Below are 22,494 nucleotides of genomic sequence, written 5' to 3' on the forward strand. Positions count from 1 at the left end.
TCCGACGATCAGTCGAGCGGGACCGCCGACTCCTCGGTCGCCACGATGGTCTCGATCGTCTCCTCCGTGGTGACGTACTTGTCGGCCATCGCGGGGACCGACAGGGTCTCCTGGTCGACGAGGATGCCCTCGATCTGGCCGTTGGTCAGCCCGGGGTACTCGACGCTCGGCGCTGCCATGAAGGTCTCCAACCGCTCGGCCTCGGCCGCAGCCTCGGTGGCCTCGACCTCCGCCTGCTCCTCCAGCGACCGGACGCGGCGGATCTGCACCTCGTCCTCCCCCGACCCCCCGGTCCAGAGGAGCTCGCTGCGCTCGTAGGCCTCCTGGCCGATCGGGCCGGCGTTCCTCTGGGCGCTGATCGACCACAGGAGGTAGTCCACACCCAGATAGCTCCCGCCCACCTGATCGGTGACCTCCGCGTCGGAGTCGAGCTTGTAGAACCAGAGCACCTCGTCAGCGTCCCAACCCGCCGCGACCAGGTCGTTCCAGAAGGCGTTGTCGGTGACGACCGTGGAGTCGCGGGGCAGGTTCTCCTCGACGTATTGCAGGGCCTCGGAGTGGACGTCGTTGGTGTCGTCGCTGAGCGCCGCCTCGTACTGGTAGCGCCAGTCACCGATCGGCTGGGCGGCCACCGCGACGGCGGCGACCAGGGCCACCCCCGAGGCGATCCGCACCGGCACGGAGCCGGCCCGCACCAACCAGGTCCAGGCGATGTCCAGCAGCCCGACGAGGACCAGCGCGATGAACGGCAGGGCGGCCACGACGAACATCTGCGGGAGGTAGCCGTCGGGACGGAGGGCCACCGCGGCAGCGACCAGCACGCCCACCGCGAAAGGCCGCAGCCGCCGGACGGCGAGCGCGGGCAGGCAGGCGAGGACGCCGCCGATGATCAGCAAGCCCCCGTCGAGCGCCAGCCAGCCGGTGAAGGCCTCGTTGGCGCCGTCGGGCGGACCGTTCGGGTCCAGGAGCCAGCCCGAACCCTCCCGGCCGGAGAGCTGGAAGGCCACGGCGTCCCAGATGGAGACGTGGTCGGGGCCCGGGAAGAGCTCCCCGCGGATCAGCGCGAACAGCAAGTACATGGATCCCGAGATCGCCACGATGATGGTGAACCCCATGACCGCGAAGGGCCGCGTCGGCCGGTAGGCGGCGTACCACAGGGCCAGCAGCAGGGCCGGCAGGAAGATCAGGGTGGTCTCCTTGCTCAGCACGGCGATGCCGAAGCAGAGCCCGGCGGCCATGTGGTGCCCGAGGTTGCGGTCCTTGCTCAGGATCAGCACGAAGGCGCCGAGCAGCCACGGGAGGGCGACGTTGTCGAGGAAGACCTGCCGGCCCTCGAAGACCACCAGCGGGTTGAGCGCCCACACGAGCATCGCGGCCAGCGCCCAGCCCCGGGCCATGCCGATCCGCTTGGCGAGCACGTACGTCAGCAGCGCCGACACCAGGGTGTAGCCGACCATCACGATCCGGCCGGTCAGCAGCTCCGAGTTCACGTCGCCGAGCACGACGTCGGGGAGCCAGGTGAACAGTGCCATCTGCACCCAGCCCATCGGCGGGTGGTCGTACCAGTACGTGTAGGGCGTCAGCGTGCCGAGGTTGGTGACCGACCACGCCTGGGAGTAGTAGGTGCCCTCGTCGTCCCAGTAGCGGGGCCAGCCGGCGAGGTTGGCCGAGTGGACCACCCCGACGACCAGGAGGCTGAGGCCGACCAGCAGCCGCTCGGAACGGGCGCCGAGCGCACGGGAGGGGCGCGCCCGGTGGGCAGCGCGGTGGTGGCCGCCGGCGCCGGAACGCTCGAGGGGGGTGTCAGGCCGTTCGAGGACGGAGGTCATGCGGCACGCTCCTCGTCGGGGACGGCGGTCAGGTGCGGGGTGATGTGGGCGCCGGCGTGCGCGGTCTTCTCCCACGCGAAGTCACCGGTGAAGTACTTCCAGACCGCCCGCAGGACCGCGATCGCCAGCAGCAGCTGGTAGAAGGGCAGCGAGACGACGAGCCGGACGTAGTCGCGGAACCGGACCTCGAGGCCCATCTCCTGGCTCCACTCGCGCAGGATGAGCATCTCGAAGCCGAGCATCATGATGGTCGGCGCGAGCGGTAGCAGCGTGATGAGCACGACGAGCGGGGGCACGTCGGCGAGCAGCCCGGTCAGGATGGCGATCGGCAGCGCGACACCGGAGAAGGCGACCGCGTGCTGCTGGACCAGCGTCCACCAGGCGTGGACCCGCTGCGAGCGGGTCGGGAGCTTCTTCCACTCCCCCTTGGCCAGCACCTGCATGAAGCCCAGGGCCCAGCGGGTCCGCTGCTTAATCAGCTGCGGGATGCGCTCGGGGGTCTCCTCCTGGGTGGCCAGCGCCGGGTCGTAGCCGACGACGATCTTCTTGCCCAGGCCTGACAGCCGCACTCCGATCTCGCAGTCCTCGGCCAGGCAGTCGCCGTCCCAGCCACCGACCTGCTCGATGAGCTCGCGCTTGATGAAGACGGTGTTGCCGCCCAGCGGGATGAAGCCCGAGAGCGCGTGGCCGTGCAGCCGCGACCGGAACCAGATCCGGTACTCCATGCAGTTGCGGAGGCTGAACCAGGAGTCGCGGTAGTTCATCAGGTGCACCGCGCCCTGGACGACGTCGGCGTCGGTCTCCTGGAAGGTGGCGTCGACGTGCCGAAGCAGACCCGCCTGGGTCAGCGACTCGGCGTCGATGATGCCGACGACGTCCTTGGTGCAGTCGAGCAGCGAGGTGTTGAGCTGCCGCGGCTTGTTCTTGACGGGGTCGTAGTTGATCGAGACGCGCACGCGGGTCGGCCACCGGCGGGCCAGCTTCTCGGCGATCTGGACGGTGTTCAGCCCGTTGCTCATCGGCTTGGCGTCGTCGTGACCGACCGAGAAGATGATCTCGAAGTCCGGGTGGTCCTGGGCGAGCAGGCGCTCGACCGTGGACCGCATGACCTCCTCGCTCTCCTCCCGGCACGGGACGATGAGGCTGAAGGAGTACTGCGACCGGATGGGCACCCGGAAGCCGACGGACTCGAAGGACCGCGGGGTCATCCAGGCGTGCATCTGCCACCACAGGGTGGTGCCCGCCACCCCGAGGAGGACCAGGGCGATGAGGACGAGGACGGCGGAGAGGACGACCACGGTCATACCCCCACCCTCGCGCCGGCCGGGACGGGGGTGCCGGACCGCTCGTGCGAGCGGTAGACCACCCGGCTCATGAACAAGAACCGCGCGACGAACGCGATGGCGAGGGTCAGGGCCTGCGCGAGCAGGGGGTAGATGTGCATCGTCTCCACCAGTAGGACGAGGACCGGCAGCCGCAGCAGCGCCTCGAGGTTGTTGAACGCCAGGTGCTGGACCAGCCGGCCGCCCCAGGTGTTCCGGCCGTCGCGCAGGTCGCGGAACACGAAGCGTTCCTGGAGCAGGAAGTTGTGCAGGATCGACACCTCGGCGGCGAGCACCGCGGCGAGGACGTAGTTCAGCCCGACCGGGCCGCTCAGCAGGAGCGCCATGACGGCCAGGTTGACCAGCGTGCCCAGTGCACCGACGACCGCGAAGCGGCTCATGCGCCCCATGCGCAGGCTCGCCATCTGGCGCAGAAAGGCGACGCCGTTGCGCCACGAGGCCTTGCTCTCGCCGGCCAGCCGGTCGCCGAAGGTGAACGGCAGCTCCCGGACCCGCAGGTCGTGGCGGGCGAGGATCTCCAGCAGGATCTTGAAACCGCGGGGCCGAAGGCGCTGGGCATCCACCGCGGACCGCCGGAAGCAGAAGAACCCCGTCATCGGATCGGTGCAGACGCGGCCGACGCGGCGAGGGAAGCACGCCTGCGCGAAGAGCGTGCTGACACTGGACACCCAGCGGCGGGCACCGCTGCTCAACCCGGACGCGTTGCCCCCGCCCCCGTAGCGCGACGCCACGGCGAGGTCGACGTCGTCGGCGGCCTCGCGCAGGTCGCGGGCCATCTCGGGTGGGTGCTGGAGGTCGCCGTCCATGACGACGACGAAGTCGCTGTCCGAGGCGTGAATACCGGCGGTCACGGCGCCGGCCAGGCCACCGACGCGCTCCTCGCCCGTGCGGTGGATCAACCGAACCGGCAGGTCCGCGCGGGCAGCCGCACGCGCGACTTGCCGCGGGGTGTCGTCGGTGCTGTCGTCGACGAAGAGGACCTCGGCGCTGCGACCGCGGAGCGCCTGGGACAGCCGCTCGACGAGGGCGCCGACGTTCGCGCCCTCGTTGTAGGTAGGGACGATGACGCTCGTGTCGTAGCGGCCCCCTGGGGCGGGCCGGCGCTCAGGCGGGACCGCTGCGGAAACATCGGCAACCGTGTTGCCGGTCATGACGAAGGTGCGGTCGGGGACCGCGGTGGCGCGTGGGTGGGCAGGTGGGGGCACAGATGCCTCAATCACGGGAGGGGCGCGACCGCCCTCGGTCTCGAGGCGGTGCCGGGGGCGGGGCTGGGGCCGGTGGTCGTGAGCAGGGCCGCACAGCGGCAGTGCTGTGCCTGTCCGGACGGCGTCGTCCAGAGATGCCAAGGGGCGTCTCGGGGTCGGCCTCCTGTGCAGTGGAGGCCCAGGCGCTCCTGGCACCGTGGCGGTCGTGGGGGGCAGGGCTGAGGGCGGCACCGGGTCGGTCAGCGCGGGGGCTACGTCGACCCTGCGGGGGCGCCGGGCGCCCGCACAGCAAGACTGCAGGCAGCCGCACGGCCGCATGGCGCATTCACACACCGTTCTGCAACACACCGCCAGAAGGTGACGTTCAGTTAGCAATCTCCCCGGATAAGTAGGTCGTGAACGGTGTGTGTTAACTCACCGTTATCTTGTGCGTAATTTGTCAGCGACGCACCAGCGTGAGGCGCGTCTCGTCGTGTCGCTGCCCGCGCGCCGAAACGTTCGTCAGCGTGCCCCGCGGCCGGGCCGGAGGCCGGCGGACGGTGGCATGGTGTCGGAGAGCCGGACGACACGGCGCTGGGGTAGGTGGCCCGGCGAGGGGCCATCGGCCATCGGACGGCATCAGCGGGACGGAGCAGCAGAGGCAACACATCTCGTGGCCGGTGCGGCGACGGCCGGGCGTCCGGCCGACGGCGAGTCCTCGACGACCCTCTCGGCCGGCAAGGTGACGGTCGTCGTCATGGCGCGCGACCGACGGGACAACGTGCTGGCCACCTCGATCAGCTGACCGCGCTGCCGCAGCGTCCCCCGGTCGTCCTCCTGGACAACGGCAGCAGCGACGGGACACGGGCCGGGCTTGCCGGCGCCGCACGGGCGCGGTGCCCCCCCATCACCCGGAGGGGCCGCATCCGCTGACGTCCTTGTCATCTGCTCCCGTTGGCGTCGGCAGCAGCCGAGCGGAGCCAGACGAGATGCGGTGTCGACGTCGCGCCCGCTCCCGTCGACTGGGGCACGTTGAAGGCACGGCCATCCCTGGCAACGCCGTGACCAGGACAGACACCGTCCAAGCGATCCAGCCTTCCAAGCTGGCCATGCCGGTTCGATCCCGGTCACCCGCTCCACGTCTTGACCAGCCCAGGTGTCCGTCTGCGCAGCTCAACCGGACAGCGTCGCTACTTCCGCGCCTAGAAGACGACTGTCATCTCGTTCGAGCAGGCGCTCGTGTCGGCCTCGCAGACCTTGTAGGTGTAGCTGCCTCCGCCCTTCTGGCCGATGGCGTCGGTGTGGGCGCCATCGTTGGCCGTGGTGGCCACCTTCTGTCCGTTCCGGTGCACGTCCACGGACGTCGACGTCGCTCCGGACCACACTAGGTCGACCTGCTGGAGGCCCTTGACCTTGGAGCCGGTGGCACTTGTGAGCGCGATGCTTCCGGTCGTAGGCGCGGAGACGGTCACGGTGCGGCTGGTGGTCCGGGTCGCGCCCAAGATCACCGCGTACAGCAGGCGGCCCATCAGCCCTGCTCGATCACGGAGGAGGCGCCGGACGCGGCGCTGTGGCCGAGGAGCGTGGTCGGTTCCTGGGTCGGGGTCATGCCCCTACGGACCCCGGCCGGCCGCCGGACTCATCGGCCGGCCGGCACGGGGTTGCGCGGCAGGCCGAACAGCTCGAAGAGCCGGGGGCCGAGGAACGCCGTCGTCCGCACGACGAGGCCGTCGCGGAACTCCAGGGCGTGCACCGCCCACGGCTCGAACGACCCGTCCGGCCCGCTGGGCCGCCACTGGGCGAAGGCCGGGTTGCCGTTCATCTCCAGCGGCACCACATGCGATCCACGGCACCCGTGGCCGGGGCCGACGTACCAGGTGGCGATGTCGGCGGAGCCGCGCAGCCACATGGCGTACGGCGGCATGTCCATCACCGCGTCCTCGTGCAGCAGCGCCACCAGCGCGTCGACGTCGTAGCGCTCGAACGCGTCGAGGTAGCGGGCCAGCAGCTGGGTGTGCTCGGCGGCGACCGCCGGAGCGGGTGGCTCGGCCTCGGCCCGGTGGGCGGCGAGGGTGGCCCGCGCCCGCTGCAGCGCGCTGTTGGCCGCCGCGACCGAGGTCTCCAGCAGCCCGGCGACCTCGTCGGCCCGCCAGCGCAGCACGTCGCGCAGGATCAGCACCGCCCGCTGCCGCGGCGGCAGGTGCTGCAGCGCGGCCATGAACGCCAGCTTCACCGACTCGCGCTGGACGGCGAGCTCGGCGGGGTCGCCGCCCACGGGCAGCACCTGGCGGTCCAGCGCGGGCTCCAACCACGCCCCGTCGGGCAGCACCCCGGCCAGCGACGCCACCACCGGCGCGCTCGGCTCACCACCGGACAGGTCGACCGGCAGCGCCCGCCGCTTGCGCCCGTCGAGGGCGTCGAGGCAGACGTTGGTGGCGATCCGGTAGAGCCAGGAGCGCAGCGCCCCCGGCCCGGCGAGCCGGTCGAGGGAGCGCCAGGCGCGCACCATCGTCTCCTGCACCGCGTCCTCGGCGTCGAAGGACGAGCCGAGCATCCGGTAGCAGTAGCCGGTCAGCTCCCGCCGGTGCTCGGCCAGCCGTGGCTCGAGCTCCGCCACCTGCCCCGGGCCGGTCTGTTCGGCCACCACACCGGTCATCGCACCGCTCCTGCCCTCGTCGGACGGTCGCGGTCGATCCTGCCGGAGGGCACCGACAGAACCAAGGTGCCGGCTACTGGTAGGTGACGAGCTCCGGCGTCGGCTGGACCTGCTCGATGGTCTGCTCGGGGCTGATCATCGGCTCGTCCTCGTCGATGAAGTTCTTCCAGCCCCAGTACAGCGGCTGCGGGGCGTTGCGGTGCAGCACCTCCCAGGTGTCCTGCTTGGCCGGCTGGGAACCCTGCCCGTCGACGTGGACCAGGACCGCCAGCTCGTCGCGGGAGGTGTCCAGCCGCTCCCGGTCGATGATCATCCGCACCTGGAACTGGTGCAGCACGAGCAGCTTCTGCGGCAGCGCCCGCTCCCGGGTGAGGTCGGCCAGCCAGGTGACCACCTGGTTGACCTCGTCGATGTGCACCTGGCCGATCTGCCGCAGGTGCACCTCGTTCGGCTCCAGCCGCCACTCCGGGTCCAGCGCCAGGCCGACGTGGGGCAGCTCGAGCAGGGGCTGGTACTGCTTGGCCTGGGTGAGGAAGTCGGTGCGCCCCGGCTGCAGGTCCAGCACCACGTACAGGCCTGCCTCGCCCGCGCCCTCGACCCAGGGACGCAGCGTCTCGATGTCCTGCTCGGCGGAGTAGTTGCCGTCCGCCCCGGCGCTCGCCGACGCGACGGTCGCGATGATCTCGAACGTCGGGACGACGGTGGTGTCGACCAGCGGCCGGTACTCGTCGGCGTACTGCTGCGCCCGCGTGATCGCCGCGGGCAGGTCCTGCTCGCCCAGCAGGCCCAGCGCCCCGCTGCCGGGGATGCCGTAGAGGGCGATCAGCGTGTGCTCGGGGAACAGCAGCTGCCCCCCGCCGGGCAGCTGGGTGCCGGTGGCCGCGGTGTCCAGCTTCCAGTCGATCCCCTCCGCGCCGGCCAGGTCGGCGCCGAGCACCACCACGGTGGGCTCCGCCGCCAGGCGCTCGACGACCTCGGCGGAGGCCCGGGGGTCGGTGACCCCGCCGGTGAGCAGCACCTCGGCGCCGGCGGCCCGGGCGGTCGCGATCCCGGCCAGCGACTGCGCGCTCCCGCTGGCCAGCACCACCACGTCCGCCAGCGGCTCGGGGCGCTGCACCTCGGGCAGCTCCCCCGTCGGCTCGGTCGGCTCCGACTCGGACGCCTCGGTCTCCGAGGCCTCCGACTCGGACGCCTCGGTCTCGGAGCCCTCGGTCTCGGCGCCCTCGGTGCCCTCCCCCGCCGCCTCTCCGGAGGGGCTCGCCGGGGCCGGCGGCTCCTCCGCCGTGAGAGCCGTCAGCGCGTCCGGCGCCAGCCCGGCCACCGCAGCCGCCCGCTCCGCGTCGGGCACGGTGGTGGCCTCGGCGAGGTCGAGGCCGGTCGCCTCCTCCACCGCCGCGGCGGTGGAGGGGGTGGCCACGACGTCGACGTCGTCCGAGCCGCCCGGGAGCAGACCGGTGGCGTCCTCGCCGACGGCGAACACGGTCTGCACGCCGAGGCGGTCCAGCTCCTCCCCGAGGGCGTCGGCGGGGCCGTCCGAGCCCAGCAGCAGGGGCACGCCCAGACCGACCGCCGCCACCGCGCCCAGCAGTTCCGCGTCGGCATCGCCGCTGCCGGCGACGACGGCCACGTCCGAGCTCTCGTACAGCGCGCGGCTGGTGGACACGGCGGCGGCCAGCGGGTCGGCGTCGGCGACCAGGGTGCGCGCCGCGTCCGGAGCAGCGGTCACGACCTCCGCCACGGCGGGCTCGTCCGAGCCACCTGAACCGCCGGCACCACCGTCGTCCGAGCCGGTGCACCCGGCCAGCACCAGGGCGGTGACCAGGGCGAGCGCCGGGACGGCGGGACCGCGGGCGGGACGGGGCAGGGCTGCGGTGCGGCGCATGGGCTACTTCCTGTGCCCGCAGCCACCAGGGAGCCGGGGTCCCGGGGGCGGGCAGGCACGAACACGGTCGGGGCTCACCGAGCGTAGATGCGACCGGCGCCGGTGCGGTACCCGACAGGTGGAGGGGTCCTGGACAGGGCCGGTGCGGGCCGGGAGCATCCGCGCCCGAGATGGACGCGGACAGGTCGGGTCAGCCCGAAGCGGGACCGGCCAGCCAGCGGGCTCGGCGCGGTCATCCCGGCGGGCCGGCCCCGGACGCGTCGAAGGCCGCCCGCAGCCGGGCCGGCGCCCGGCACCGCCAGGCCTCGGTGAGCAGCTCGGCCAGCTCCACCCGGTCCACGGCCGCGAGCTGGACCACGACCATGCTGCTGTTGCGGTAGTGGTGCGGCACCGAGAAGACCTCCGGCCGTTCGGCGGCCAGCTCGGCGTTCTCCCCGGCCGCCAGCCGGATCGCCACCCACTCCTCCGCCGGGGGCATCGAGGCAAAGATCTTGTCGCGCACCCGCAGGCAGGCCATGTCCCAGGCCGGCCGCTCGGTGGCCTCCGGCAGGGCCAGGGCGATCGCCCGCACGTCGTCGGCGGTGGCTGCCATGGCGGCAGGGTGCCACCGGCCACCGACAGGACGTCGTTCTCGGGCTGACCGGCAGCCGGGTTCGGGCCCAGCCCGACCTCGATCGTTGGTCAGCGGCAACGACATGACCGATGGGCCCGAGGAACTCGGTGCAGTGACAGCGCGTCCGCGGCGCCCGAGCCGGAAGGCCCCGTCGTGAGCGTGCCCGGGCGGTCGCCGTCCTGGTCGACGCCACGCTGGTCCGCGGGGTGCTGCTGCCGGCCGCGATGGCCGCGCTGGGCGAGGGCACCTGGCGGCTGCCCCGCTGGCTGCGCTGGCTGCCTGCGCCGCAGCCCTGACCGTCCCGGCGGAACTGGTTGGCGGATCGTCGTACCCGCCCGGTAGACACCGACCGTGACCGATCTCGCCGACCAGCTCCGCCCGATCACCGCCGACGAGTGGCCGGCCTTCATCCGGTCGATGCTCACCACGTTCGCCGAGGAGCTCAGCGGCCCGTACCTGGACCAGCCCGCGTCGGTGGCCGAGCTGGACCGGTCGCTGGCGCTGTTCGACGGCGACCGGGTCGCCGCCACCTCGGGGATCTACAGCCTGGAGATGACGGTGCCCGGCGGGGCGGCGGTGTCGACGGCGGGCGTCACCTGGATCACCGTCTCCCCCACCCACCGGCGCCGCGGGGTGCTGACCGCGCTGATGCGGCGGCAGCTCGACGAGGTGCACGCCGCCGGGCGCGAGCCGGTCGCCGCGCTGTGGGCCGCCGAGGCGCCGATCTACGGCCGCTTCGGCTACGCCCCGGCCACCTGGCGCGGTGGGTGGTCCGGTGCCACCGCGCGCCTGCGGCTGCGGCCGGACGTCGACTGCGGCACCGGCACGGTCCGGCTGGTCGAGGAGGCGGAGTTCCGCGCCGCCGCCGTCCCGCTGCACGACGCGCTGCGGCGGTGGGTGCCGGGCAACATGGCCCGCGACGAGCGCTGGTGGGACCGCCGGCTGCTCGAGCGCCCCGAGGACCGCAAGGGCGGGCCGCCGCGCCAGCACGTGCTGCACGTCGAGGGCGACGGCACGGTCACCGGCTACGCGATGTACCGGGTCCGGGCGGGGTGGAGCGCAGCCGGCGAGCCGAAGGGCACGCTCACCGTCATCGAGGTCCGGGCCAGCACCCCGAGCGCCTACGCGGCGCTGTGGCGCTACCTGTTCTCGATCGACCTGGTGCGCACCGTGGAGGCGCCGCACGCCTCGGCCGACGACCCGCTGCGCCACCTGCTCGCCGACCCGCGCGCCTGGCACGGCCGTCCGGGCGACGCGCTGTGGGTGCGGCTGGTCGACGTCGGCGCCGCACTCTCGGCCCGGCGCTACCCCGCCCGGATCGACCTCGTGCTCGAGGTGCGCGATCCGTTCTGCGACTGGAACGACGGACGCTGGCACCTGTGGGGCCACCCGGCCGGTGCCTTCTGCGACCGCACCGACCGCGACCCGGACCTGGTGCTCGACGTGGAGGCGCTGGCCGCGGCCTACCTGGGCGGGGTCTCGCTGGCCGCGCTGCAGGGCGCCGGCCGGGTGACCGAGGTCAGCCCCGGGGCGGTCGTCGCCGCCTCGACGGCGTTCGGCTGGCCGACCGCGCCCTGGTGCCCCGACCACTTCTGAGGAAGGACCACCTCTCCCCCCACGCCTCGCACGCTCGGCGCGGGCCCCTGAGAGGTGGCCGTTCCAGGATCTCACCGGGGCTGCGTGCCGTCCCACTCCTCGAGCGGGGCGCAGTGCCAGCGCCAGGAGGTGACCGGTTCCCGGCCGGGCAGCTCGCCGCGGCCGGTGGCCCACAGCAGCGCCGTCCACGGGTCGGCGTCGGCCGGTGCCCACGGAAACAGCCGGGCCCGGACGGCGCCGGCCAGCCGGGGCGGCGGCGTCCAGTCCAGGTCCCGGTCCAGCGCCACGTCGCCGGCGTGCAGCAACAGCTCCGCGCACCCCATCCCCGCGAAACCGGAGGCGTCGGCCAGGCCCCAGTCGTGGAAGCCGCGCTCGTCCGGACCGGCGGCGTCGACCACCCGGGCCAACACCTCGGTGGCGGCCCGCAGCTGGACGCGGACGTCGACCAGCCCGGCGTCCGGCCGGCGCACCAGGTCGAAAGCCGTGGCCTCGTCGGTCCCGGCCACCAGATCGGCGGCGTACCAGGTCAGGCAGGAGGTGACGTGCGCGGCGACACCGACCACGTCGGTGCCCAGGGTCGGCACCGGTGCCGCACCGTCGGGCACCCGGGCGAACAGCTCCTGCACCGCGGCGCCCGCCGCACGCAGGTCGTCCCCGGTCACCGGACCGCCGTCAGGGGGTCCGGGTGGGCAGCCCGCCGGCCGGGCGGTGCCGGTCACGCTCGTAGTCGGCCAGCAGGCCGATCCGACGGGCGTGCCGCTCCTCGCCGCTGAACGGCTCACGCAGGAAGGTCAGCACCAGGGCGGTGGCCTCCTCGACGGTGTGCTGCCGGTTGCCCACCGCGGCCACGTTGGCGTCGTTGTGCTGGCGGGCCAGCTGCGCGGTGCTCTCGTTCCAGATCAGCGCGGCCCGCACGCCGGGCACCTTGTTGGCGGCGATCTGCTCGCCGTTGCCCGACCCGCCGATCACGATGCCCAGGCTGCCCGGCTCGGTGACGACCCGCTCCCCCACCGCGAAGCAGAACGGCGGGTAGTCGTCCTGCGGGTCGTAGTCGAAGGCCCCGCAGTCGACGGGCTCGAAGCCCTCGTCGGCCAGCACCTGCAGCAGGTGGGACTTCAGTTCGAGACCGGCGTGGTCGGTGCCGAGGAAGACGCGCATGGCCCGATCTTCTCACCGCGGCCTGGCAGGCTGGCCCGGTGGCGGTGCTCGGGGTGGACGGCTGGCGCGGGAAGTGGGTCGGCGCGCTGCTCGCCGGCCGTGCGGTGGAGCTGGTGGTGCTCGACGACGCGGCGGCGGTGCTGGCGGTGCCGGACGTCGAGGTGGTGGCCATCGACATGCCCATCGGGTTGTCCGAGGACGGCGTCCGGGCGTGTGACCGGCAGGCTCGCGACCTGCTGAAGGCCACCGGCGCGGCGAGCTCGGTCTTCCCCACGCCGGTGCGCGGCGTGCTCGCCACCGACGACTACGCCGAGGCGCGGGCCATCTCCCGCGCGGCCACCGATCCGCCGCGTGCCCCGTCGGCCCAGGCGTTCATGCTGGTCCGCTCCATCCGTGCCCTGGACGACGTCCTCGGTGACCGGCCGACGGACCGGGTGGTGGAGGTGCACCCCGAGCTGGCGTTCCGGCTCGGGCTCGGCGGGGTCAGCGACCGCAAGGGCACCGCGGCGGGCAGCGTGCAGCGGCTGCGGGCGCTGCGCGCGGTGATGGACGTCGAGGAGGCGCTCGCCGGGGCGCCGACCGGGATCCCGCTGATCGACGCCCTCGACGCCTGCGCCGCCGCCTGGTCGGCGCAGCGGCTCGCCGCCGGCACCGCCGAGTGCGTGGGCGACGGGAGCACCGACCGCCGCGGCCGGACGATGCGGATCTGCTGGTGACCGCCGGCTGGCGGGAGGTCGGCGACCGGGTGTTCGTCCGCCGGCACCGGGAGCTCGACCTGAACTGCGGCCTGGTGGTCGGCGACGGCGCCTGCCTGGTCATCGACACCCGCGCGCACCTGGGCGAGGGCCGGGCGCTCGCCGAGGCCGTCCGCTCGGTCACCACGCACCCGTGGACGGTGGTGAACACGCACGCCCACCACGACCACTGCTTCGGCAACGCCGCCTTCCGCCCGGCCGACGTGTGGGGCAGCCGCCGGTGCGCCGAGGAGCTCGCCGACGACGGCGAGCTGCAGCGGGCCGCCGTCGTCGCCGATCTGCGCACCGCGGGCGACCCGGCGGCCGAGCTGGTCGCCACCGCACCGCTCGACCCGCCCGACCACCTGGTCGACGGCTCGGCGGTGCTGGACGTGGGCGGACGCCCGGTCACCCTGGCGCACCTGGGCCGCGGGCACACCGACGGCGACCTGGTCGTCGCCGTGGACGACGTCGTCTTCGCCGGTGACCTGGTCGAGGAGGGTGCGCCACCGGCGATGGAGGACGCCTTCCCCCTGGAGTGGCCGGGCACGCTGACCGCACTGCTGGACCTGGTCCGCGGCCCCGTGGTCCCCGGGCACGGCGCGGTGGTCGACGCCGGTTTCGTCCTTGCGCAGCGCGACGACCTGGCCCGCTTGGCGGCCTGGCTGACCGACCCGACGGGCCCGGCGCCCTTCGACGAGGCCACCCGGGAGACCGCCCGCGCGAGGGTGTGACCGGTCCGCTCCGGCGAAGGGTCGGAAGTCCCTGTCCCAGGTCGATTGCGCGTGATCTGCTTGCGGCCGCCCGTCGAGCACCGGCAGGCCCACCCCATCCCGGGAGGACGTCCGTGCACGACCGGGTCGCCCCCCGCCCCGAACCCGCCACCGAGCGTGCGCTGCGCTGGGTCGACTCCGCGGCCACCCCGCTGGCCTGCCTCGACCTCGGGCAGCGGCTGGTCTACGTCAACGACGCCGCGGCCGACCTGACCGGCCTCGGCCGGACCGAGCTGCTCGGCCGCACCCCGTGGGACCTCTGGCCGTGCCTGACCGGTACGGCCCTGCACGAGGCCTGCCAGGAGGCGCTGCTCACCGGGCGCCCGGTGAGCGTGCAGCAGCACCGTCCCCGGCCGGGCCCCGACCAGGGCACCGCACCGGACACCGCACAGGACACCCCACCGGACACCTGGTACCGGATCGACCTGCAGCCGGTCCCGGCCGGCCTGGACGTCGTGCTGACCGACGTCACCACCGAGGTCAGCGCCGAGATCCGCGCCCGGCAGCGGCGCTCCGCCGGCCGGCCGGTGGACGACGACCGCACCCGGGTGCTCGTCGACCTGCTCACCGAGGCCAGCGCGGTCCTCCACCAGACGCTGGACGTCGAGGACAGCGTGCACCGGCTGGCCCGGCTGGTCGTCCCGCGGCTGGCCGACTGGTGCATCGTCAGCCAGATGCGCCCCGAGACCGGGCTGCTGGAGGACATCGCCGTGGTCCACCGGGACCCGGCCCGGCAGGCAGCCGCCGAGGAGTACGCGGACGGGCGGGTGGCCGCGCTCGCCGTCGAGGCCCCGGCCCGCCGTGCGCTCGCCGCCGGGCGCCCGGTGGTGGCCGGGACCGGGCGTCGGGACGGGATCGCCGACCTGGTGCCGCAGCTGGTGCGCACCCGGGAGGCCCAGCGGCGGCTGACCGTGCTCGGCCCGGGCGCGGTGGCCGTCGTCCCGCTGCTGGCCGGGTCGCGGGCGGTGGGGCTGATCAGCCTGTTCCGCGACGCCGGCGCCCCGCTGTGGAGCGACGCGGAGCTGCGCACCGCCATCGACCTGGGCAACCGGGCCGGCGCGGCGCTGGCCAACGCCCGGTTGTTCACCGAGCAGGTGCAGCTGGCCGAGGGGCTGCAGCGCAGCCTGCTGACCGAGCCGCCCGAGCCCGGCCACGCCGAGATCGTGGTGCGCTACCTGCCCGCCGCCGAGGCGGCCCGGGTGGGCGGGGACTGGTACGACGCCTTCCTGCAGCCGGGCGGCACCACCATGGTGGTGATCGGCGACGTCGCCGGGCACGACACCGCGGCCGCCGCCACGATGGGCCAGCTCCGCAGCCTGCTGCGCGGCATCGCCGTCCACGGCGATGCCGCCCCGGCCGAGGTGCTCGGTGGTCTGGACCGGGCGATGGCCGTGCTCGACGTGCGCACCCTGGCCACCGCGGCGGTGGCCCGGTTCGAGCAGGACGAGGACGAATCGACCCGGGGCGTGACCCGGATGCGCTGGTCCAACGCGGGGCACCCGCCGCCGATGGTGGTCGACCCCGACGGCGCGGTCGGCCTGCTCGCGGACGGACCGGCGGAGCTGCTGCTGGGCGTGGACCCCCAGCGGGCGCGGCGCGAGTCCGTGGTCACCCTGCAGCGGGGGTCGACCGTCCTGCTGTACACCGACGGCCTGGTCGAACGGCGGGACACCGACCTCGACACCGGCCTGGCCCGGCTGGCCGACACCCTGCGCGAGCTCGCCGGCCTGCCGCTCGACGACCTGTGCGACGCGGTGCTGGACCGGCTGGTGCACGGCCGGCCGGACGACGACGTCGCCCTGGTGGCCGTGCGGTTGCACCGCCAGGACCGCCCCCTGCCGACGGCGACGGGCCGGCGGCGCCCGGGGTCCGGGCGCTAGGCCAGCCGGCGGACCACCGGCAGCGGCAGCGCGCGCAGCAGCCCGGCCACCGGGCGCCACGGCCACTCCGGCACGTAGGCGCGCACGGGTTCGCGCTCGATCGCCGCGGTCAGCGCGGTGACGCCGGTGGCCAGGTCGACGGTGAACGGCCCGCGGCGGCCGGTGTTGATGTCGGTCTCGATGAAGCCCGGGTGCACGGTCGTCACCCGGATGGCCCGGGTGCGCCGGTCGCCGAGCAGATCGGCCCGGATGCCCTCGGCGAGCACGGCGTCGGCGGCCTTGGAGGTGGCGTACGCCGTCCGGGTGCCGCCCATGCCCCGCACCCCGGCGACCGAGGAGATCACCACGAGGTGCCCGCTGCCCTGGGCGCGGAAGAGCTCCACCGCCGCCTCGCAGCAGGCGTGCGTACCCAGCACGTTGGTGACCAGCACCTGCCGGTTCGGCCGTGGCCGTCCGCTGCCCACCGGGGTGCCCTTGCCCAGCCCGGCGTTGGCGATGAACCGGTCGATCCCGCCCAGCTCGGCGGCCAGGCGGGGCACGACGTCGGCGACGGCGTCCGGGTCGTCGACGTCGAGCTCCCCGACGACCACCCGGCTGCCGGGGTGCTGGGAGCGGAGCTCGTCGCGCAGCTCGGTCAGCCGGTCGAGCCGGCGGGCGACCAGCACCAGGTCCCGGCCGCGGGCGGCGAACTGCCGGGCCATGCCCGCGCCGAGGCCGGCGCTGGCGCCGGTGATGAGGATCCGCTGACGGACGGGGTGCGGCATCGGGTCATCGTGCCGCACCCCGCTCGTGACGGCCTGGGACGGCCCCCGTCCAGAGGCTCGTCCCGAGCCTGCGAGGGATGAGGAGGACGGGGGTCCTTCCTCAGCGGGTGCGGCGCAGCTCCAGCGCGTCGGCGGGCACCGAGGACATGTCCGGACCCGAGGTGCGGGTGCGCTTGAGCTCCCAGAAGTCGGGCAGGTTGGCCAGCAGGACGGCGCCGTCGAAGGCCTTGCCGGCGTCCTCCCCGGTGGGCACCTTGCTGATGACCGGACCGAAGAAGGCGACCCCGTCGATGTGCATGACCGGGGTGCCGACGTCCTCACCGACCGGGTCCATGCCCGCGTGGTGGCTCTTCTCCAGCTCTTCGTCGTACTCGGTCGACCCGGCGGCCTCGGCGAGCTCGGCCGGCAGGCCGACGCGCTCCAGGGCCGGGGCGATCACGTCGGCGATGTCCAGGCCGTCGTGGTGCCGCAGCGTGCCCATCGCGGTGTACAGGTCGCCCAGCACCTCCTCGCCGTGCTGCTGCGCGGCGGCGATGAGCACCCGGACCGGGCCGACCGCCTGGGCCATCGTGTCGCGGTACTCCTCGGGCAGGTCGCGGCCGCGGTTGAGCACCGACAGGCTCATCACGCGCCAGTGCAGGTCGATGTCGCGGACCTTGGCCGCCTCCAGCACCCAGCGGCTGGTGAGCCACGCCCAGGGGCACAGCGGGTCGAAGAAGAAGTCGACGCGTGCCTTCACGGGAGTGCTCTGCACTGCCTCGGTCATGGGTGGGTGTCCCTCCGTCGTCCGTCGACCCCGTCATGCGACGGGGCCCTCCGCTCGCCGGGAAGTCCGGCGGCGGTGGGCTTGTTCCCACCGGCACCCCGGCGCGAACCGTCGGTGCCCCGTGGGAGGCTCCGGGGCGTGGCAGTCCCCAACCTGACTCGTGACGACGCCGCGGCCCGCGCCGCGCTGCTGTCGGTCTCCAGCTACGACCTGGCCCTCGACGTGACCGACGGCGCCGGGCGCCCCGGCGAGGAGACCTTCCGCTCGGTCACCACCATCCAGTTCACCGCGCGGACGCCCGGGGCCGACACCTTCGTCGACCTGGTCGCCGACCGGGTCCGCTCCGCCACGCTCAACGGCGTCGCGCTCGACGTGGGCACCTACACCCCCGAGGGCGGCCTCCCGCTGCCCGGGCTGGCCGAGACCAACGAGCTGGTCGTCGACGCCGACTGCCGGTACTCCCGGTCCGGGGAGGGGCTGCACCGCTTCGTCGACCCGGAGGACGGCCAGGTCTACCTGTACTCGCACTTCGAGCCGGCCGAGGCGAAGCGGATGTTCACCTGCTTCGACCAGCCCGACCTCAAGGCGACCTTCACCGTGCACGTGACCGCGCCGTTCGACTGGCAGGTCATCAGCAACACCGGCGACCGCACGATCGAGGCCGGCGAGGGCGGCTCCCAGCTGGTGCACTTCACGCCGACCAAGCGGATCTCCACCTACCTCGTCGCCCTGGTCGCCGGCCCCTACGCCCGGGTCACCGACCTGCACGACGGGATCCCGCTGGGGGTCTACTGCCGGGCCTCGCTGGCCCGGCACCTGGACGCCGACGCGATCTTCGCCGTCACCAAGGCCGGCTTCGACTTCTACCACCGGGTGTTCGACTACCCGTACCCGTTCGACAAGTACGACCAGCTGTTCGTGCCGGAGTTCAACGCCGGGGCGATGGAGAACGCCGGCTGCGTGACGTTCCTGGAGGACTACGTCTTCCGGTCCAAGACCAGCCGCGCCCGCTACGAGCGGCGGGCCGAGACGATCCTGCACGAGCTGGCGCACATGTGGTTCGGCGACCTGGTCACCATGCGCTGGTGGGACGACCTGTGGCTCAACGAGTCCTTCGCCACCTACATCTCCACGCTCTGCCAGGCCGAGGCCACCGAGTACACGACGGCGTGGACGACGTTCGCCAACACCGAGAAGAGCTGGGCCTACGCGCAGGACCAGCTGCCCTCCACCCACCCGATCGCCGCGGACATGGTCGACGTCGCCGCGGTCGAGGTGAACTTCGACGGCATCACCTACGCCAAGGGCGCCTCGGTGCTCAAGCAGCTGGTGGCCTACGTCGGGCAGGACGACTTCCTGGCCGGGGTGCGCCGCTACTTCCGCAAGCACGAGTACGGCAACACCACCCTCGACGACCTGCTCAGCGAGCTCTCCGAGGCCTCCGGTCGCGACCTGTCCGACTGGTCGGCGCAGTGGCTGCAGACCAGCCAGGTCAACACCCTGCGCCCGGTGTACGAGCTCGACGGCTCCGGCCGCTACGCCTCCTTCGCCATCGAGCAGACGGCGGTCCCCGAGCACCCGGTGCTGCGCCGGCACCGCCTCGCGGTCGGCCTCTACACCAGCGGCCCCGACGGGCTCACCCGCTCCCACCGGGTCGAGCTGGACGTCGACGGCGCCCGCACCGAGGTGCCCGAGCTGGTCGGATCCCCGGCCGCGGACCTGGTGCTGGTCAACGACGACGACCTCACCTACGCCAAGCTCCGGCTGGACGAGCGCTCGCTGGCCACGCTGCGCAGCCGGATCGGCGCGATCCCCGACTCGCTGGCCCGCGCGCTGTGCTGGTCGGCGGCGTGGGACATGACCCGCGACGGCGAGACCCCGGCGCGCGACTGGGTGCAGCTGGTGCTGGCCGGGGTCGACGCCGAGACCGAGATCAGCGTCGTGCAGTCGCTGCTGGCCCGGGTGCAGAGCGCGCTGGCCTCCTACGCCGACCCGGCCTGGGCACCGACCGGCTGGGCGCTGCTCGGCGACAAGGCCCTGGCCTCGCTCGCCGGCGCCGCCCCCGGCAGCGACGCGCAGCTGCAGTGGTCGCGCACGCTGGCCGCGGCGGCCCGCACCGAGGAGCACGCCGCCGCGCTGCGCGGGCTGCTCGACGGCTCACGGGTGGTCGAGGGCCTCGCGGTCGACGCCGACGCCCGGTGGGCGTTCCTGCACGGGCTGGTCGCGATGGGCGCCGCCGGCGACGCCGAGATCGACGCCGAGGCGGCGCGCGACGCGACCGCCACCGGTGCCCGCCGGGCCGCCACCGCCCGGGCGCTGCGGCCCACCGCGGAGTCCAAGGCGCAGACGTGGGAGCGGGCGTTCACCGACGAGTCGATCCCCAACGCCGTGCACGAGGCGATGGTCGCCGGCTTCTGGCACCCGGCCCAGCAGGAGCTGACCCGCCCCTACGTGCAGCGGTACTTCGCCGACATCCGCGGGGTCTGGGACCGCCGGCCCGGCGAGATCGCGAAGAACGCCGTGGAGTACCTCTTCCCGAAGGTGATCGAGGAGCAGACGGTGGCCGCCGCCGACCAGTGGCTGGCCGATCCCAGCCACCCGGCCCCGCTGCGCCGGCTGGTCAGCGAGGGCCGTGACGGTGTCGCCCGCGCGCTGCGGGCCCGCGCCCGGGACGCCGCCGCCGGCTGAAGCAGGACCCCGTCCTCCTCAGCCCTCGCACGCTCGGGCCGAGCCTCGGGACGGGGCCTGACGCCAGCGGCCCAGAACTCGTCGAGTTCTGGGCCGCTGGCGTGTACCGAGCTGGTGGAACAGCCCCGCTGCAGGGGCCCGCGCCGAGCCTGCGAGGCGTGGGGGGCAGTGGGGTCCTTCGTCAGTGGGTGGTGGCGATCCCGCGGGGGACGTCGTCCTCACGACGGCGCTGGTGACCAGCCGCGTCGGACATCTGCCGCAGACCGTTGACGATGGCGCCGGTCAGGTCACCGGCACCGAGCCGGTTCGTCATCGACAGCACGGCCAGCGCGCAGGCACGGTCGGGCAGCCGGCGGGCCGCAGCCGACCCGGTCACGATCTCCACCACCCGCTGGCCGGGCGAGAGCGCGACCAGCACCCCGATCGAGGTGTCGCCGCCGGCGCGGGCGTGCAGGCCCTCGGCCGTGCTGCGGGTGTCGCTCCCCAGGTCGCCGACGTAGAGGGTGAACCGCAGCCCGGTCTCCCGGGAGGACATGGTCAGCGCCTCGTCCAGGCGGGCCAGATCGGAGTAGCTGAACGGGCCGGAGCCCGGCTCGGCCACGGCGGTGTTGACCGTGACCTCGCTGGCGCTGGGGCCGGTGTCCACGTGCTGCGTCGTCATCAGCGGGTGCCTCCGGTCGGCAGGGGGTGGCGGGTGGGGAACGGCAGGGGGTGGTGGGTGGGGAGCGGCCGGGAGTGGCCGGTCGCGAGCAGCGGCACCGGCGGGGTCACCAGGTGCCCCGGGCGCCGCCGGCAGCGGTGCGCTTCGGGGCGGGGGCCTCGTGCGGGTGCTGGCCGATCGCCAGTGCCGAGGCGGTGGCCCCCAGCGAGCGCCGGCCGTGGACGCCGCCGCCGGAGCCGTGCTCGGCGGGGTCGTCGTCCCCGTGCCCACCGTGGACGCCGGGGACGTCCGGGTGGGGTTCGAACCAGACCGGCTCGTACTCCCAGGGCTGGCCGGGCTTGTACCGCGTCCGGTCCTTGCCGCGGCCGGGGATCAGCGTGGCGAGCGCGAAGAGGAGGACGATCACCAGCGGGATCACGGCGTAGATCAGCACCGTCTCGTACCAGGGCATGCCGGCAATCTACCGGGAGCCCGGGTCAGCGGCCCGGCAGCCGCGCGGTCACCACGTGGCGGGGTGCCGGTGCGCCCAGGGCCGGGCCACCTCCAGCTGTGCGGCCAGCGACAGCAGCGTCGTCTCCTCCGCCGGGCGGCCGACCAGCATCGTGCCGATGGGCAGCCCCTCGGACGTCCACCACAGCGGCACGCTCAGCGCCGGCTGCCCGGTCACGTTGTAGACGGCCGGGAACGCGGCGTACCGCTTCTGCCGCTCGAAGTCCGCCGCCCCGCCGGTCAACCCGTCGACGGGGCCGTCGAACCAGCCGACCGGCCGGGGCGGCAGCGTGCAGACCGGGGCGAGCAGGACGTCGAAGGCGCTGGTCGCCTGGATGAACCGGCGGGCGAAGACGCGCAGGGTGAACATCGCCTGCATCGCGTCCCGGGCCGACAGCGCCAGCCCGCGCTCGCGCAGGAAGCGGGTGAGCGGACGCAGCCGGTGCACCTGCGACTCGGCCACCGGCAGCGTGGTGGCCGACAGCGCCCACACCACCTCGAAGGCGGGGAAGACGCCCTCGGTGAGCGGCGGGGCGGGCAGGTCCTCGATCTCGTGGCCGAGGCCGGCCAGCAGCGCGGAGGCGTCGTCGAACGCCGCCCGCACCTGCGGGTGCAGGTCGGCACCGGGCATCCCGGAGTCCAGGTACCGGCCGATCCGCAGCCGCCCCGGCGGTCGTTCCGTCGCGCCGAGGAAGGTCTCCCCCGGCGGCAGCGGCGGAGCCCAGTACGGGTCGCCGGGCACCGGCCCGGCGATCGCGTCGAGCACCGCGGCCGCGTCGCGCACCGTGCGGGCCAGCGGCCCCTGCACCCCCAGCCCGGTCGCCTCGCTGCCCAGCGGGGCGTTGCTCACCCGGCCGCGGCTCGGCTTGAGCCCGACCAGTCCGTTGATGCCGGCCGGGATCCGGATCGAGCCACCGCCGTCCGAACCATGCGCGAACGGCACCATCCCGGCCGCCACGGCCACCGCCGCCCCGCCACTGGAGCCGCCGGCCAGCAGGCCGGGATCCCAGGGGCAGCGCGCCGGGCCGGCCAGGTCGTTGTCGGTGTAGCAGGGGAAGCCGAACTCCGGGGTGCTGGTCTTCCCCAGGCTGATCGTGCCCGCCGCGGACAGCGCGGTGACGACGGCGTCGTCGACGTCGGGCACGAAGTCGGCCAGCAGGGCCGACCCGAAGGTGGTGCGCACGCCCGCGGTGTTCGCCAGGTCCTTGATCGCGGTCGGGACGCCGAACAGCGGGGGCAGCTCGCCGCCGGCCACCACCGCCCGGTCGGCCGCGGCGGCGGCGGCGCGCGCCCGCTCGGGGGTGACCGTGATGAAGGCGCCCAGCCCGGCGTCGAGGGCCTCCACCCGTGCCAGCGCATGGTCGACCAGCTCGCTGGGGCTCACCTCCCGCGCCCGGACGGCGGCCGCCTGCTCCAGGGCCGTGAGGTCGTGCAGCTGCGTCCCGCGCGCGGAGGTCACGGCCGGACGCTAGCCAACC

General features: G+C 74.1%; 20 protein-coding genes. 6 read left to right on the top strand and 14 right to left on the bottom strand.

Features of this window, described 5'->3' with window-relative positions; all coding sequences use genetic code 11:
- Positions 1–8: 8 nt before the first annotated feature.
- Genes ACI79U_RS05210 through ACI79U_RS05220 form a run of 3 tightly spaced genes read right to left on the bottom strand, consistent with a single transcriptional unit; the run spans position 9 to position 4,323 of the window.
- Complete coding sequence (locus tag ACI79U_RS05210; protein ID WP_457069029.1) at positions 9–1,829, bottom strand: ArnT family glycosyltransferase; 1,821 nt, start codon at positions 1,827–1,829, stop codon at positions 9–11.
- On the bottom strand, positions 1,826–3,133 hold the full coding sequence (locus ACI79U_RS05215) for a glycosyltransferase (RefSeq protein ID WP_457069027.1): 1,308 nt from the start codon (positions 3,131–3,133) through the stop codon (positions 1,826–1,828). Before ACI79U_RS05215 ends, ACI79U_RS05210 begins: the two co-directional genes overlap by 4 nt.
- Positions 3,130–4,323, bottom strand: a complete 1,194-nt coding sequence (locus ACI79U_RS05220; RefSeq protein ID WP_457069025.1) for a glycosyltransferase — start codon at positions 4,321–4,323, stop codon at positions 3,130–3,132. Before ACI79U_RS05220 ends, ACI79U_RS05215 begins: the two co-directional genes overlap by 4 nt.
- 706 nt (positions 4,324–5,029) lie before the next feature.
- Between ACI79U_RS05220 and ACI79U_RS05225 the strand changes: the two genes are divergently transcribed.
- Entirely contained in the window at positions 5,030–5,161 is a 132-nt protein-coding gene (locus ACI79U_RS05225) for a hypothetical protein (protein ID WP_457069023.1), read from the top strand.
- A 397-nt stretch (positions 5,162–5,558) separates the two neighbouring features.
- Here ACI79U_RS05225 and ACI79U_RS05230 read toward each other — a convergent pair whose 3' ends face one another.
- The 4 genes from ACI79U_RS05230 to ACI79U_RS05245 form a co-directional block, all read right to left on the bottom strand.
- Positions 5,559–5,885 (bottom strand): chitinase N-terminal domain-containing protein, encoded by a 327-nt coding sequence (locus ACI79U_RS05230; protein WP_457069021.1) that lies wholly within the window; start codon positions 5,883–5,885, stop codon positions 5,559–5,561.
- Between the two features lie 110 nt (positions 5,886–5,995).
- Positions 5,996–7,012 carry a sigma-70 family RNA polymerase sigma factor gene (locus ACI79U_RS05235; RefSeq protein WP_457069019.1) on the bottom strand — a complete coding sequence of 339 codons (1,017 nt, stop codon included), beginning with the start codon at positions 7,010–7,012 and terminating at the stop codon, positions 5,996–5,998.
- A 73-nt stretch (positions 7,013–7,085) separates the two neighbouring features.
- A complete protein-coding gene (locus ACI79U_RS05240) occupies positions 7,086–8,894 on the bottom strand; it encodes a hypothetical protein (protein ID WP_457069017.1) in 1,809 nt (602 codons plus the stop codon).
- 232 nt (positions 8,895–9,126) lie between these two features.
- Positions 9,127–9,486, bottom strand: coding sequence for an MmcQ/YjbR family DNA-binding protein (locus ACI79U_RS05245; RefSeq protein WP_457069015.1), 360 nt, complete (start codon positions 9,484–9,486; stop codon positions 9,127–9,129).
- A 372-nt stretch (positions 9,487–9,858) separates the two neighbouring features.
- Between ACI79U_RS05245 and ACI79U_RS05250 the strand changes: the two genes are divergently transcribed.
- Positions 9,859–11,103, top strand: coding sequence for a GNAT family N-acetyltransferase (locus ACI79U_RS05250; protein WP_457069013.1), 1,245 nt, complete (start codon positions 9,859–9,861; stop codon positions 11,101–11,103).
- Between the two features lie 71 nt (positions 11,104–11,174).
- Here the strand turns inward: ACI79U_RS05250 and ACI79U_RS05255 are convergent, their stop codons facing one another.
- Both ACI79U_RS05255 and ACI79U_RS05260 read right to left on the bottom strand, forming a co-directional pair.
- A complete protein-coding gene (locus ACI79U_RS05255; protein ID WP_457069011.1) occupies positions 11,175–11,765 on the bottom strand; it encodes a hypothetical protein in 591 nt (196 codons plus the stop codon).
- Between the two features lie 10 nt (positions 11,766–11,775).
- Positions 11,776–12,261, bottom strand: coding sequence for a ribose-5-phosphate isomerase (locus ACI79U_RS05260; protein ID WP_457069009.1), 486 nt, complete (start codon positions 12,259–12,261; stop codon positions 11,776–11,778).
- Positions 12,262–12,299: 38 nt separating this feature from the next.
- Between ACI79U_RS05260 and ACI79U_RS05265 the strand changes: the two genes are divergently transcribed.
- The 3 genes from ACI79U_RS05265 to ACI79U_RS05275 all read left to right on the top strand — a co-directional run bounded on the left by ACI79U_RS05265 (position 12,300) and on the right by ACI79U_RS05275 (position 15,648).
- On the top strand, positions 12,300–12,977 hold the full coding sequence (locus ACI79U_RS05265) for a DUF429 domain-containing protein (RefSeq protein ID WP_457069007.1): 678 nt from the start codon (positions 12,300–12,302) through the stop codon (positions 12,975–12,977).
- On the top strand, positions 12,974–13,729 hold the full coding sequence (locus ACI79U_RS05270) for an MBL fold metallo-hydrolase (RefSeq protein ID WP_457069005.1): 756 nt from the start codon (positions 12,974–12,976) through the stop codon (positions 13,727–13,729). The genes ACI79U_RS05265 and ACI79U_RS05270 overlap by 4 nt, the downstream gene beginning before the upstream one ends.
- A gap of 113 nt (positions 13,730–13,842) precedes the next feature.
- Positions 13,843–15,648, top strand: a complete 1,806-nt coding sequence (locus ACI79U_RS05275) for a SpoIIE family protein phosphatase (RefSeq protein ID WP_457069003.1) — start codon at positions 13,843–13,845, stop codon at positions 15,646–15,648.
- Here the strand turns inward: ACI79U_RS05275 and ACI79U_RS05280 are convergent.
- Complete coding sequence (locus ACI79U_RS05280; protein ID WP_457069001.1) at positions 15,645–16,412, bottom strand: SDR family oxidoreductase; 768 nt, start codon at positions 16,410–16,412, stop codon at positions 15,645–15,647. The two genes, ACI79U_RS05275 and ACI79U_RS05280, sit on opposite strands and share 4 nt — an antisense overlap.
- 100 nt (positions 16,413–16,512) lie before the next feature.
- Entirely contained in the window at positions 16,513–17,178 is a 666-nt protein-coding gene (locus tag ACI79U_RS05285; protein ID WP_457072602.1) for a DsbA family oxidoreductase, read from the bottom strand.
- A 138-nt stretch (positions 17,179–17,316) separates the two neighbouring features.
- Here ACI79U_RS05285 and pepN point away from each other — a divergent pair, with 138 nt between their 5' ends.
- Positions 17,317–19,866, top strand: coding sequence for an aminopeptidase N (gene pepN / locus ACI79U_RS05290; protein WP_457068997.1), 2,550 nt, complete (start codon positions 17,317–17,319; stop codon positions 19,864–19,866).
- A gap of 181 nt (positions 19,867–20,047) precedes the next feature.
- Here the strand turns inward: pepN and ACI79U_RS05295 are convergent, their stop codons facing one another.
- From ACI79U_RS05295 to ACI79U_RS05305, 3 genes are all read right to left on the bottom strand, one after another.
- Entirely contained in the window at positions 20,048–20,527 is a 480-nt protein-coding gene (locus ACI79U_RS05295; RefSeq protein WP_457068995.1) for a DUF5130 family protein, read from the bottom strand.
- A 106-nt stretch (positions 20,528–20,633) separates the two neighbouring features.
- On the bottom strand, positions 20,634–20,978 hold the full coding sequence (gene ctaJ / locus ACI79U_RS05300) for an aa3-type cytochrome oxidase subunit CtaJ (protein WP_457068993.1): 345 nt from the start codon (positions 20,976–20,978) through the stop codon (positions 20,634–20,636).
- 48 nt (positions 20,979–21,026) lie between these two features.
- A complete protein-coding gene (locus tag ACI79U_RS05305) occupies positions 21,027–22,475 on the bottom strand; it encodes an amidase (RefSeq protein ID WP_457068991.1) in 1,449 nt (482 codons plus the stop codon).
- Positions 22,476–22,494: the final 19 nt, after the last annotated feature.

The organism is Modestobacter sp. SYSU DS0904, from assembly GCF_054051115.1.